The following is a 12765-nucleotide window of genomic DNA, read 5'->3' as shown; positions in this document are numbered from 1 at the left end:
GAAAAAAGGCCCGCGCGAGCGGGCCTTTTTGCATACTCGGTATTTCTGTCTCAGCCAAACACGCGCTTGAAAATCGTGTCGACATGCTTGGTGTGGTAGCCGAGGTCGAACTTTTCGCGGATCTCGGCCTCGGGAAGTGCTGCGGTCACTTCCTTGTCGGCAAGCAGTTCCTCGAGAAAATCCTTGCCTTCTTCCCAGACCTTCATGGCGTTGCGCTGGACAAGCCGGTAGGCGTCCTCGCGGGAGACGCCGGCCTGCGTCAGTGCCAGCAGCACGCGCTGCGAATGCACCAGCCCGCGGAACTTGTTCATGTTCTTGAGCATGTTGTCGGGATAGACGACCAGCTTGTCGATCACGCCGGTCAGGCGCGCCAGCGCAAAGTCGAGCGTGACCGTCGCATCCGGGCCGATCATGCGCTCGACCGACGAGTGCGAGATGTCGCGTTCGTGCCAGAGTGCGACGTTCTCCATAGCCGGCGCGGCATAGGAGCGGACCATGCGGGCGAGGCCGGTGAGGTTCTCGGTCAGAACCGGGTTGCGCTTGTGCGGCATTGCCGACGAGCCCTTCTGGCCCGGCGAGAAGTACTCTTCCGCCTCGAGCACTTCGGTGCGCTGCAGGTGGCGGATTTCGGTGGCCAGGCGCTCGATTGACGAGGCGATGACGCCGAGCGTTGCAAAGAACATGGCGTGGCGGTCGCGCGGGATGACCTGCGTCGACACCGGTTCCGGCTTGAGGCCGAGCTTGGCTGCGACGTGCTCTTCGACGCGCGGGTCGATGTTGGCGAAGGTGCCGACCGCGCCCGAAATGGCGCAGGTAGCGATGTCCTCGCGGGCGTGGACCAGTCGTTCGCGGCAGCGGGTGAACTCGGCATAGGCCAGCGCCAGCTTGACGCCGAAGGTCGTCGGCTCGGCATGGATGCCGTGGCTGCGGCCGATGGTGACGGTGTCCTTGTGCTCGAAGGCGCGGCGCTTGAGGGCTTCAAGCAGCGCATCGAGATCGGCAAGCAGGATGTCGGTCGCCCGCACCAGCTGCACGGAAAGGCAGGTGTCGAGCACGTCGGACGAGGTCATGCCCTGATGGATGAAGCGCGAATCCGGGCCGACGAATTCGGCGAGATGGGTCAGGAAGGCTATGACGTCATGCTTGGTGACGCGCTCGATCTCGTCGATGCGCTCGACGTCGAACGTGGCGGCGCCGCCTTTCTCCCAGATCGTCTTTGCCGCTTCCTTGGGGATCACGCCGATCTCGGCCAGCGCGTCACAGGCATGCGCCTCGATCTCGAACCAGATGCGGAAGCGCGTTTCGGGGGACCAGATGGCGACCATCTCGGGCCGCGAATAGCGAGGGATCATGGCGGGGGTGTCCAGCTTCGGTTTCGTTGCCGCTCCCCTAACAGAGGTGGGGCCGATGCTCAACGCGATCGGCGGGCGAACCACACTGCTGCGGCGAAAAGGGCGGCAAATCCAAGCGGAAAATAGAGCCTGATGCCCAAGACGGCGAACTGATACAGCGCCGCCAGCCCACTGAACATTAGGTCGAACGCCCACGAAATCGTAAGCGGGTGGGAATGCCCATCGGGATAGTCGATGCGGTAGTGCAGCACATAGAGCAGGGCGGTGAGGCCGATTGTCGTTACGGCGATTGACACGAACGCGGCGGCGAATGCGGCCTCGGTACTGCGGCCCCGCCACAGCAGTCGTGCCAGCGTCCAGCCGAGCGGGAAGGCCAGCGCGCCGCCCAGCGCAAACAGGGCAACCAAGGTGCCGACATGCGCGGGCGTTGCCCACTGGCCGAGCACAAGCGACGACAACGCGCTCGCCCCCGCAACGATGCCCCAGGCAACCGCGCCGGCCAGCGCAAGTGGCAGCGTAGGCAACGCATGGCGCAGCCCTTGGCCAGCATTCATCGTCCCGGAGCCGCCGGGTGGGTTTGCGTGAGCATCTGGGGGATTGGCCGTACTCACGCGCGTCCGGTGACCGCGATCCAGCGATGGTCGGGTCCTTCGAAGCCGTGGCGAATGACGGTGACGAGCACCACATAGGCCATCGTGCCGCCGGGAGCGAAGAAAGTCTGGACGCCGCCGATACGGTAGCCGGTCGGGCAGCCGCGGCTCGCGGGCACGTCCTTGTCTTCCTGCAGCACCGTGGTCTTGCCGCCTTCGCCGACCTGCACCAGCTTGAAACCCTTGATCGGCCCTATGCCCGGGCAACGCTCGATCTGACCGAGCGAAATCTCTTCCAGCTTGAACTCCATCTGCGCGTCGATCGGCGGGAACACCGGACGTGGATTGACCACCATCCTGTGCGGATCGGCGCTGATCTCGGTCACCGCGTTGAAGCCGGCGAGGTGGCCGCGATTGGCGGCGAGGTCAGCGTCCTTGGCGATCTTTTCGCCGCGCTCGCGGGCCTGGTCGCGCGCCACTGGCAGGCCGACGCTCTCATCCTCCATCTGGACGCGCACCGGCGTCTCCGGCACGAACTTGTCGGTCGTAGTGTCGATGTAGAAGCGGTTGGCATAGGCAAAGCCTGAACCGTCCTGGATGCCGAATTCCTCGAAGGCGAACAGCTTGCCGTCGGCGCTGAAGCCGAGCACGTTGAGTTCGGCCGCGTCGCCGGCCTGAGCCGCATGCGTGGCGGCAAGCAACGACATGCCGGCGAGGCAAAGGAACTTCGACAATTTCACGGTGACCTCTCCGTCCAGATTGATTCAGTTTTGCAAATGAATGCGCTAAGCGACAGTCAAGCAAGGACTTTTTGTCATCCGGAGCGTGTCGTCCAGACGGCCATCTGGTCATCAGGCGAGGCGGTCGCCGCATGGACGCCGCGGGCGATAGCCCGCGCCATGGTCGAGGCAGCGGCGGCATAGAAGTCGATGACATCGGCCGCGTCGACACTGATGCCGCTGGCGCCCGTCGCCAGCCCGAACACCAGGTCGCCGTCGAACGGCGTATGTACCGGCCATATGGCGCGGGTGAAGCCGTCATGGGCCGAAATCGCCAGGCGCTTGGCCGCGGCCTTGGTCAGCACCGCATCGGTTGCGATCACCGCGATCGTCGTGTTGGCGGCAGGATTGCTCAGTTCCTCGAACTTCTTGAACACGTGGGCGGCTTCCGCCGGCATTTGCGCGGGATAGCCGAGGCCGCCGAATTCGTTGCCGAGCTCGAATGGTGCCGCCCAGAAATGGCGTGAGCGGCCGACTGTCACCGAGCCCATTGCATTGACGGCGACGAGCGCGCCGACCGTCACGCCGTTGGGCAACACGGTTGATGCCGAGCCGAGCCCGCCCTTGAGGCCGGCCGTCAGCGCGCCGGTGCCAGCGCCTGCGCTGCCAATCGCAAATTCCCGGCTGGCGGCCTGGACGGCGTCATAACCGAGTTCGCGGTAGGGCGGGTAGCGGCCCCAGTTCTTGTCGCCGCCATTGAGCATGTCGAACAGGATCGCCGCTGGTACGATGGGAATGCGCTGGTCACCCACGACAAAGCCGATGCCCTGCTCGCGTAGTGCTGCCTGCACGCCCGAGGCGGCGTCGAGCCCGAATGCCGAACCGCCCGCTAGCGCCAGCGCGTTGATCGTCTCGACCGTGTTGTGGGCTTCGAGCAGGTCGGTCTCGCGCGTTCCCGGCGCGCCGCCCAGCACCTGCACCGCCGCCGTTGCCGGCGTGTCGCACAGCACCACCGTCACCCCCGATTTCACTTTCTGGTCGGCGGCATTGCCGATGCGCAGGCCGGCGACGTCGGTGATCAGGTTCAGCGGTCCGGCTTGCAGCATCATTCGATCCCTAGGGGCACATAGTCGGTTCCGTCGAAACGGAACAGGCGGAACGGGTTTTCGGCAAGGTCGCCCTTGCCGTTGAAGCGGATTGTTCCGATGGCAGTTTCGAAATCTTGGCCCGTCAGCACTTCCACCAGCGGTTTGCCGCGCGACGCAGCCATGCTTGCCGCAGCCGCCGCAATCTCCACCGCGGCATAGGCCGGCAGGATGTAGCCATCGGTGACTAGCTTCCGCTCCTCGAAGGCCTCCAGCACATCGGCGCTCGCCACGCTCGTCCATTCCGGCGGTGCGATCATCAGCGTGCCCTGAGCGGGGTGCACGGTGCGGTCGGCCACGCGTAGCGTCTCGCCGCCGGCGAAGACGATGTCGGCGCCGAGTTCTGCGGCGTCGCGGCCCATGATGGCGATGTCCTCGCCGTCGCCGCCGACGAACACATGTGTTGCGCCGGCCTTGCGCAGGCGGCCGACGAGCGCGACCTGGTTGTCGAGTTGCGGCCTGAACGTGTCCATGAACACCGGCTTCAACCCGGCCTGTTCAGCGGCAGCGCGGAAACTTCCGGCCAATTCGCGGCCATAGATTGTTCCGTCGTCGACGATCGCGAAAAGCTCGTTTGCCCACAGCCGCGTCAGCAGCGCGGCCGCCGCGTTGCGCTCGCCGTCGCCGCGCGGTGCGAGCCGGAACACTGGCCAGCCGGTCTTGTCGCGGCTGTCGGTCAGGCTGTCGGTGCGGACCCCGATTGTTATAACGGGTATGTGGGCGTCCTTCAGCAAGGGCAGGGCGGCTTCGATCGCCTCGCTGCACAGGAAGCCGACCGCAACCGCGACCTTGGCCTCGATTAAGCTCTGCGCCGCCTTCGCTCCACCTTCCGCTGTGCATTCGTCGTCGGCGACCGTAGGCGCTGCTGCGACCTTCTCTGCGGCGAGGGTCGCGCCGGCCGTTACTTGCTTACCAAGCATGACCTGCGGACCTGACAGCGGTGCGGCAATGCCGATCTTCAGCGGTTCGGCCAGCGCCGGCATCGCAGCGAGCGAGGCGGCCAGGGCGGTGATGAGGCCAGTGGCAGATCGCATTCGGTCCAACAATATCCTCTGCGCGCCAAAGTTTGCGCGATGCGATTGACCTACCGCCTCGCCCGGACAAGCGCAATGTGCTTGTGGCCCGCTTGCTTGTGGGCTGAACTATGCGCCCATATATAGCGCTCAGGAAGAAAAGCAGGAAATGTCTGGTGCTGAAGAAGTTTGAAGTCGGACCGCAAGCCTACCGCGACGCGATGAGTCATTTTGCCGGTGCGGTCCATGTGGTGACCACAGACGGGGTGGCCGGCAAGCGCGGCGCCACTGTCATTGCCGCCTGCTCGGTTTCCGACACCCCGCCGATGGTGTTGGTCTGCGTCAACCGCGAGAACCCCAAGAACGACGCCTTCGTCAAGAACGGCAACTTTGCCCTGAACACACTTGCTGCCAGGCACGAGCCACTCGCCGTCGCCTTTTCCGGGGTCACCGCCCTTCCTGTCGAAGAGCGATTCGCGCTTGGCGAATGGGAGGTGCTAGCCTCCGGCGCGCCGGCGCTGATCGGCGCTGTTGCGGTCTTCGACTGCGAACTGATCGACGTCAAGGAACTGGCCACACATCGCGTCATGTTTGGCAAGGTGACAGGCCTGCGCATCGGCGATAACCTCCGTCCGCTGATCTACCACGGCCGCAGCTACCACGTCCTCTAGGCCGATACCCGGAGCGCCATGACCGATCTCGTGCCTCGTCCCATCCCCGCTTCGATCGACGAGACGCTCGCCATGCTCGTCGGCGCCGACTATGTCGCCGACCGGGCGCTGGCGACGGTGCTGTTCCTCAGCTTGCGCATGAACCGGCCGCTGTTTCTGGAAGGCGAGGCCGGCGTCGGCAAGACCGAGATCGCCAAGGTGCTGGCCAGCGCGCTCGGCCGCAGGCTGATCCGCCTGCAGTGCTACGAGGGCCTCGACGTCTCCTCCGCTGTCTATGAGTGGAACTATGCGGCGCAGATGATCGAGATCCGCATGGAGGAGGCGACCGGCAAGGTCGACCGCTCCGACATGGAAAAGAACGTCTTTTCCGAAAAGTACCTGATCCGCCGCCCGGTGCTCGATGCGCTGACCGGCAAGGAGGGCGCGGCCCCGGTGTTCCTGATCGACGAACTCGACCGCACCGACGAGGCCTTCGAGGCCTTCCTGCTCGAGATCCTATCCGACTATCAGGTCACGGTGCCCGAACTCGGCACCATCAAGGCCGAAGAGCCGCCGATCGTCATCATCACCACCAACCGCACGCGCGAGATCCACGACGCGCTCAAGCGCCGCTGCCTCTATCACTGGGTCGACTATCCAAACGCCGAGCGCGAGCTGGAAATCGTCCGCCGCAAGGTGCCGCAGGCCAACCAGCGCCTGTCATCCGAAGTCGTGCGGTTCATACAGCGGCTGCGCGAGATCGAACTGTTCAAGGTCCCCGGTGTCGCCGAGACCATCGATTGGGCTTCTGCGCTGACCGAACTCGACAAGGTGGCGCTCGATCCCGAGACGATCTCGGACACCATCGGCGTGCTGTTGAAGTATCAGGATGACATTGCGCGGATCGAACAGGGCGAGGGCCGCCGGATCCTCAACGAGGTGAAGGCCGAGCTTGCCGCAGCGGAGTAGGGATATGGCGTTCCACTCGCCAACTTCATCCGGTTGCAATGCGGTTGAAAGGGCTGGCGTGGGCTCGGCGACCGCCTCAGTCCGCACATTGGCTTGGAAGGGCCCGGCCACGTGCCCTTCCTGGGCCCGCTTCGTTTGCTTTGGCCTCACGGCATGGATTCCCGACACTCTCTGCTCGTTCCACTCGCTCACGAGGTCGGGAATGACGGGTGGCAGGAGGCGCCTCCGAAAATCTCCAGCGCCTGTGATTGGCGGTGACGGTCAGGTAGATCGTCATTCCCGACCTCGTGAGCGAGCAACGCGAGCGGAGAGTGTCGGGAATCCATGCCGTAACATCAATGAAGCCAGAACCGGTTCAGGGGCATCGTGACATGACCCCGACCAGCAATGGCGCAACTCACGAAGGACGCATCGCCGACAACATCGTCTATTTCGCCCGCGCGCTGCGCAAGGCCGGCATGCGCGTCGGTCCGGCCTCGGTCAAGGACGCCATCGAGGCTGTTCTGGCCGCCGGCATCGGCTCGCGCGACGATTTCTACTGGACGTTGCATTCTGTGCTGGTCAGCCGGCACGAGGATCACCCCGTCTTCGACGAGGCGTTCCGGCTGTTCTGGAAGTCGCGTGAACTGATCGAGAAAATGCTGGCGATGTTCTCGCCCGTCGCTCGCGACCATCGCGAGAAGCAGAAGCCGCGCGCCGCCGAAAACCGCGTCAGCCAGGCTATGTTCGAGGGCCACCACAAGGCGCAGCCACCGCGTGAGGTTCCCGAGATCGAGGTCGATGCCCGTTTCACCGTGTCGGGCAACGAGATGCTGCGCGCCAAGGATTTTGCCCAGATGACGGCCGACGAGATCGCCGAGGCGCGGCGCGAGATCGCGGCCCTGCGCCTGCCTTTCGACACTGTGCGGACCCGTCGTTTCCGGGTCGATCCGCATGGCGTGAAAGTCGACCCGCGCGCCATGCTGCGCGCCGCCGCCCGAACTGGCGGCCAGTTGATCCTGCCCAAGTTCCGCTCGCCCCGCGAGGTCCATCCGCCTTTGGTCGTGCTGGCCGACATTTCCGGCTCGATGAGCCAGTACACGCGCATCTTCCTGCATTTTCTGCACGCGCTGACGGAGAAGCGACGCCGGGTGCATACATTTGTTTTCGGCACGCGGCTCACCAATCTCACCCGCCAGATGCGCCACCGCGACCCCGATGCTGCACTGGCCGACTGCTCGTCCGCGGTCAAGGATTGGTCCGGCGGCACGCGCATCGGCGACGCGCTCGGCGAGTTCAACCGGCTCTGGTCGCGGCGCGTGCTCGGGCAGGGGGCGGTGGTGCTGCTCATCACCGACGGACTCGAGCGCGACGACGTCGCCGGCCTGAGCGAGGAGACGGAGCGGCTGCGAAAGTCATGCCGCCGCCTGATCTGGCTCAATCCGCTGCTGCGTTTCGACGGTTTCGAGGCGCGCGCGCGTGGCGTTCGTGCCATGCTGCCGCATGTCGACGAGTTCCGGGCGGTGCACAATCTCAATGCGCTCGGCGATCTCTGCGCCTCGCTTGGCGAACCCGCTTCGCGCGGCAGCGATCCCAGGCTGTGGATGCAAGAGGGCTCGCGCCGCGCGGCGTGAGCGGAGGGGGAAGGAGGATAGGCCATGTCGAGCAAGTTTCTGGATGAAGCCCGCGATCCGCTGATCATCGCGGAAGGCTGGATGAAGGACGGCAAGGATGTTGCCGTGGCCACCGTCGTCGAGACCTGGGGCTCGGCGCCGCGTCCGGTTGGCAGCCATCTCGTCATCGACGCCGAAGGCACCTTCCACGGCTCGGTTTCCGGCGGCTGCGTCGAGGGCGCGGTGATTTCCGAAGCGCTCGACGTCATCGAAAGCGGCACGCCGAAGATGCTGGAATTCGGCGTCGCCGACGAGACGGCATGGCGCGTCGGCCTGTCCTGCGGCGGCCGCATCAGGGTCTATGTCGAGCGGCTGGGTTGAGACCATGGATCCATTTGCACTCAAGACCCTGAACGCCGAGCGCCGGGCGCGCCGCGCCGCCATCCTCGTTACCGACCTCGGCGACGGCCGTGACCGCGTAGTGCGGGAAGGCGATGTCGTTGCCGGCGACCTCGGTGAGGCGGTCGCCAAGGCGTTCCGCACCGGCATTTCCGGCACGGTCGAAGCCGAGGGGCGTCAATTCTTCCTCAACGTCCATCTGCCGCGGCCACGGCTGGTGGTCGTCGGCGCGGTCCATATCAGCCAGGCGCTGGCGCCGATGGCCAAGATCGCGGGCTTCCCTTTGGAGATCATCGATCCGCGAACGGCATTTGCCAGCGACGACCGCTTTCCCGACATCGAACTCCATGCCGAATGGCCGGAGGACGTGCTGGCGCGCGCCCCGCTCGACCGCTATGCGGCCCTTGCCGCAGTGACCCACGATCCCAAGATCGACGATTTCGCACTCAAGGCAGCGCTCGATGCGGAGTGCTTCTATGTCGGCGCCCTGGGCAGCCGGAAGACCCATGCCAAGCGCGTCGAACGCCTGCTGGCGATGGGCGCGACGCCCGCCCAGATCGAGCGCATCAACGCACCCATCGGCCTCGACATTGGCGCGGCCAACCCGGCCGAGATTGCGGTTGCTGTGCTGGCCCAGGTGATCCGCGCCTTCCGCTCGCGCGGACTGGCCGGCAAGGCGAAGGGGGAGGCAGCGTGAAATTCGGCTCCATACCGGTCAGAGAAGCCGAGGGTGCGGTTCTGGCACATGCCACGACCGCCGGAGAGCGTCGTTTTCGCAAGGCCCATGTGCTGGGAGCAGAGGACATCGCGGCCCTGAAGGCCGCCGGCCTGATGGAGGTGGTCGTCGCGGTGCTGGAGCCAGGCGACCTTGGCGAGGACCGGGCCGCCGAGGCCATCGCGGCAAGCATGTGCCATCGTCATGTCGAGGCAAAGCCGGCTGCGACCGGACGCGTCAACCTGCATGCGCTGGAGGCCGGTGTCTTCACCGTGGATGCTGCCCTTGTCGATGCTATCAATGCCATCGACCCCTCGATCACCGTCGCGACGCTTGCCCAGCATGCCACAGTCGAAGAAGGCCAGATGGTCGCCACGGTGAAGATCATTCCCTTTGCGGTCGCTGGCCATCTCGTCAGCAAGGTTACCGAGCTTTGCGCGACCCGCGAGATCTTCGCAGTCAACCCGTTCGTGCCGAAGCGCGTCGGCGTCATCCAGACGGTGCTGCCGAGCGTCAAGCAAAGCGTGCTCGACAAGACGTCACGATTGACCGAACAGCGCCTGGCCCGTTCGGGCAGCCGGCTCGTCGCCGAACGCCGCACGGCGCATGACACGGCCGAAGTTGCCGAGGCGGCGAAGGCGCTTGCCCGCGACAACGACATGCTGGTGATCTTCGGCGCCTCGGCGCTTGCCGACTTCGACGACGTCATTCCGGCCGCGATCCGGGCCGCCGGCGGCACAGTCGTCCGCGCGGGAATGCCGGTCGATCCCGGCAATCTGCTGGTGCTCGGCCATATCGGCGGGACGGCGGTGATCGGCGCGCCTGGTTGCGCCCGCAGCCCCAAGGAGAACGGGTTCGACTGGGTGCTCGACCGGCTGTTGTCAGGTCTCGATGTGACATCGGCGGACATCGGTGGCATGGGTGTTGGCGGGCTGTTGATGGAAATCCCGTCACGGCCCCAGCCGCGCGAAGCGCCTGTCGTTGCGACGGTTCCAAAGGTCCATGCCGTCCTGCTTGCCGCCGGGCGTTCGAGCCGCATGGGCGGTCCGAACAAGCTGATGGCGCTGTTTGCCGAAAAGCCGCTGGTGCGCCTCACCGCCGAACGCGTGCTCGCCTCCAAAGCTGCGGGCGCCGTGGTCGTCACCGGCCATCAGGCCGTCCGCATCCGTGGGGCGCTCGAAGGCCTCGACATTCCAGTTGCCCATAATGCAGACTTCGCCTCCGGTCTTGCCAGTTCGCTCAAGGCGGGCATTGCCGCTTTGCCCGAAGACGCCGCCGGTGCGCTTGTCGTGCTCGGGGACATGCCCGAGGTGCTGACCGCAGACCTCGACCGGCTGATTGCGGCCTTCGAGCGCGCCGAGGGACGATCGGTGGTTCGCGCCACCCATGACGGCAGGCACGGCAACCCGGTCGTATTGCCTCGTTCGCTGTTTGCCGCCGTCGCACATCTCGAAGGCGACACCGGCGCCCGCCATCTGGTCGAGGCCGAGGGCACCGATGTTATCGATGTCGAGATCGGCCAAGGGGCTGCCGTCGATGTCGATACGCCCGAGGCGCTCGGTTTGGCAGGTGGTGTGTTGCAGGATTGAACTGCAAAACTGCCGAAAGTCCTGTGGCGACATTGACATCATCGGCAACGGAACGCAGTCATTGCCGGTCCTTGCAGGGGGAGCCAACACGTGACGCATTCTCGCTTTCGCCATCGTGGGCTTCTGTCGCTCCTTTTCGCGGCGCTGCTTGCAGGTCCGGCCGATGCCCAAAACCTCGCGTCCTACAAGGACGAACTCTTCGCCTATCCGGGGATCCTGTCGTCCGAGGGCGAGACCTATCGCGTCGTGGACTACGATGAGATGCGCGACGTCAATGGGCGCGACCAGATCCCGCAGCGGCGTGCGCAGCGCAAATATGTCTCCACTGGCGTGCGCAAGGTGCAGAAGGACCTGGTGCTCAGGAGCGCAGCCGGCGACGTCCTTCATGTTGCCGTCGGCAAGGCAGAGGGCGCATCGGTCATTGTGCTCTACCTCCATGGCCAGGGCGGTAGCCGCAAGCAAGGCGTCGACGACTTCACCTTCGGCGGCAACTTCAATCGCATCAAGAACCTGATGGCCGACAATGGCGGGCTTTATCTGTCGCCCGACTTCTCCGACTTCGGCGACAAGGGCGTGGCCGAGGTGGCAGCACTCATCGACCACTACGTCGCGCAATCGCCCGGTGCGAAGGTCGTCGTCGCCTGCGGCTCGATGGGCGGGGCGCTGTGCTGGGGGCTGGCGCGCGACGCGAATATGGCCAAGCAATTGGGCGGGCTCATGTTGCTTGGCTCGATGTGGGACGACGGCTTTCTCAACTCGCCGGCCTTTGCAGCCAAGGTTCCAGTGTTCTTCGGCCAGGGCAGCAAGGACCCGGTATTTCCTGTCGACAAGCAGGAAACCTTCTTCCGCTCGATCCTGGCCAAGAAGCCGGGCTACCCCGCGCGTTTCGTGCGCTTCGAGACCGGCACCCACGGAACGCCGATCCGCATGACCGACTGGCGCGAGACGCTTAACTGGATGCTGGCCACGAGATAGCGGTTACGGCCCGGAATTGTAGTCGAGCACCGTCTCGGGATTGACCTCGCCGTCATAGGACGCGTCGACGTCATACTTCACCAGCGAGAAGGCGCCGTCGCGGAAGATCCACAACCCGTCCGACGAGGCGTCGCCGACGCCGCGCCACTTGGAATTCGAAACGATAGACATGGTCTTCTCGTCATAGGACGAGTTGACCAGCTGGCTGTCGGAGCGATAGCCGATGACGTTGAGGCTCTCGACCTTGCCCTCGGAATTGTCGTTCTCGTAGCGGATGTCGAGTTCTGGCGTGGCGAAGTGCAACTCGTTCAGGCCGTCGATTGCGTTCCACATATAGTAGACGTGGCTCTCGTTGTAGGCGCCCATCGAGCAGAAGAAGCGGAACAGCCGGGCTTCGCTGGGCGGCGCGTCGGCGGCGTCCGTCTTGTTGTGATAGGAGATCCGGTAGCTCAGTGCCGCGTCGTCGCCTTCCTTCGTGGTGTCGCACTGGTCCTGGTGGCTGGCGGCAAAGAGCTTCTTGGCGAGGTCGAACACCGAATCCGTCGTAGTCGGCGGGATATCGCCGCATTGTTTCGGCAAGGCGTCCGCCAGTTCGCCTTCGGCTGGCTTGAGGCTGCCCTTGTCGAGATGGATCGGCTTGAATGGCGGTTCCTGGACCGAGGGATTGACCTGCCTTGCAGTGAAGCAGCCGGCGAAGATCTTTTCGCTCCCGTCGGCGCCGACCGCCCGGATGGCGACCGGGATGTTGTAGAAGATGCTGCCCGCAGCACCCTCGGAGCTCACCGCTCCGGTCTCGACGTCGACACGCTCGGTCGCTTCATAGCCCTTGGCGAAGGCCTCAAAATCCTTGGCGGGTTTGGTCTCGCCGAAATAGTCCCAGGCGCGGGCATATTCCTTGCGGTTCACCGCGTTGTAGAGCGAGCGGACAACGGCGGCAGGGTCGGAGCGGTCGTCGACATAGGGCGTTTCGGCGGACATCGCCTGAAAGACCCACAGGCCGGTCAGGGCCAGCGTGGCTGCTGCGGTAATCGATGGCTTCAACATTGCGAATCTCCTG

At 65.0% G+C, this 12765-nt stretch carries 13 protein-coding genes; 7 read left to right on the top strand and 6 right to left on the bottom strand.

Annotation, left to right across the window (positions count from 1 at the left end):
- Window positions 1–50: 50 nt before the first annotated feature.
- The 5 genes from purB to ABSY17_RS15775 form a co-directional block, all read right to left on the bottom strand.
- The gene (gene purB, locus ABSY17_RS15795; RefSeq protein ID WP_378942737.1) at window positions 51–1352 is read right to left on the bottom strand and encodes an adenylosuccinate lyase; all 1302 of its coding nucleotides are present in this window, start codon (window positions 1350–1352) and stop codon (window positions 51–53) included.
- Between the two features lie 59 nt (window positions 1353–1411).
- The gene (locus tag ABSY17_RS15790; RefSeq protein WP_378942735.1) at window positions 1412–1906 is read right to left on the bottom strand and encodes a hypothetical protein; all 495 of its coding nucleotides are present in this window, start codon (window positions 1904–1906) and stop codon (window positions 1412–1414) included.
- Window positions 1907–1959: 53 nt separating this feature from the next.
- Window positions 1960–2682 (bottom strand): DUF2259 domain-containing protein, encoded by a 723-nt coding sequence (locus tag ABSY17_RS15785; protein WP_378942732.1) that lies wholly within the window; start codon window positions 2680–2682, stop codon window positions 1960–1962.
- Window positions 2683–2756: 74 nt separating this feature from the next.
- Window positions 2757–3767, bottom strand: coding sequence for a P1 family peptidase (locus ABSY17_RS15780; RefSeq protein WP_378952738.1), 1011 nt, complete (start codon window positions 3765–3767; stop codon window positions 2757–2759).
- Entirely contained in the window at window positions 3767–4840 is a 1074-nt protein-coding gene (locus ABSY17_RS15775) for a branched-chain amino acid ABC transporter substrate-binding protein (RefSeq protein ID WP_378942730.1), read from the bottom strand. The genes ABSY17_RS15780 and ABSY17_RS15775 overlap by 1 nt, the downstream gene beginning before the upstream one ends.
- 155 nt (window positions 4841–4995) lie before the next feature.
- Here ABSY17_RS15775 and ABSY17_RS15770 point away from each other — a divergent pair, with 155 nt between their 5' ends.
- The 7 genes from ABSY17_RS15770 to ABSY17_RS15740 all read left to right on the top strand — a co-directional run bounded on the left by ABSY17_RS15770 (window position 4996) and on the right by ABSY17_RS15740 (window position 11708).
- On the top strand, window positions 4996–5490 hold the full coding sequence (locus ABSY17_RS15770) for a flavin reductase family protein (protein ID WP_378942728.1): 495 nt from the start codon (window positions 4996–4998) through the stop codon (window positions 5488–5490).
- A gap of 18 nt (window positions 5491–5508) precedes the next feature.
- Window positions 5509–6438, top strand: a complete 930-nt coding sequence (locus ABSY17_RS15765; protein WP_378942726.1) for an AAA family ATPase — start codon at window positions 5509–5511, stop codon at window positions 6436–6438.
- A 371-nt stretch (window positions 6439–6809) separates the two neighbouring features.
- Window positions 6810–8051: a VWA domain-containing protein gene (locus tag ABSY17_RS15760; RefSeq protein ID WP_378942724.1), complete on the top strand. Its 1242-nt coding sequence runs from the start codon at window positions 6810–6812 to the stop codon at window positions 8049–8051.
- A 24-nt stretch (window positions 8052–8075) separates the two neighbouring features.
- Window positions 8076–8411: an XdhC family protein gene (locus ABSY17_RS15755; protein ID WP_378942721.1), complete on the top strand. Its 336-nt coding sequence runs from the start codon at window positions 8076–8078 to the stop codon at window positions 8409–8411.
- A gap of 4 nt (window positions 8412–8415) precedes the next feature.
- Window positions 8416–9126 carry an XdhC family protein gene (locus tag ABSY17_RS15750; protein WP_378942719.1) on the top strand — a complete coding sequence of 237 codons (711 nt, stop codon included), beginning with the start codon at window positions 8416–8418 and terminating at the stop codon, window positions 9124–9126.
- Window positions 9123–10733 (top strand): NTP transferase domain-containing protein, encoded by a 1611-nt coding sequence (locus tag ABSY17_RS15745; RefSeq protein ID WP_378942717.1) that lies wholly within the window; start codon window positions 9123–9125, stop codon window positions 10731–10733. The genes ABSY17_RS15750 and ABSY17_RS15745 overlap by 4 nt, the downstream gene beginning before the upstream one ends.
- Before the next feature lie 90 nt (window positions 10734–10823).
- Entirely contained in the window at window positions 10824–11708 is an 885-nt protein-coding gene (locus ABSY17_RS15740; RefSeq protein ID WP_378942715.1) for an alpha/beta hydrolase family protein, read from the top strand.
- 3 nt (window positions 11709–11711) lie between these two features.
- Here the strand turns inward: ABSY17_RS15740 and ABSY17_RS15735 are convergent, their stop codons facing one another.
- A complete protein-coding gene (locus ABSY17_RS15735; protein WP_378942712.1) occupies window positions 11712–12752 on the bottom strand; it encodes a DUF1176 domain-containing protein in 1041 nt (346 codons plus the stop codon).
- Window positions 12753–12765: the final 13 nt, after the last annotated feature.

It is taken from the genome of Mesorhizobium sp. ANAO-SY3R2, from assembly GCF_042466635.1.
Classification (GTDB): Bacteria; Pseudomonadota; Alphaproteobacteria; order Rhizobiales; family Rhizobiaceae; genus Aminobacter.
Note: the sequence above shows the minus strand (reverse complement) of the source record. Positions and strands in the feature narration are given on the sequence as shown.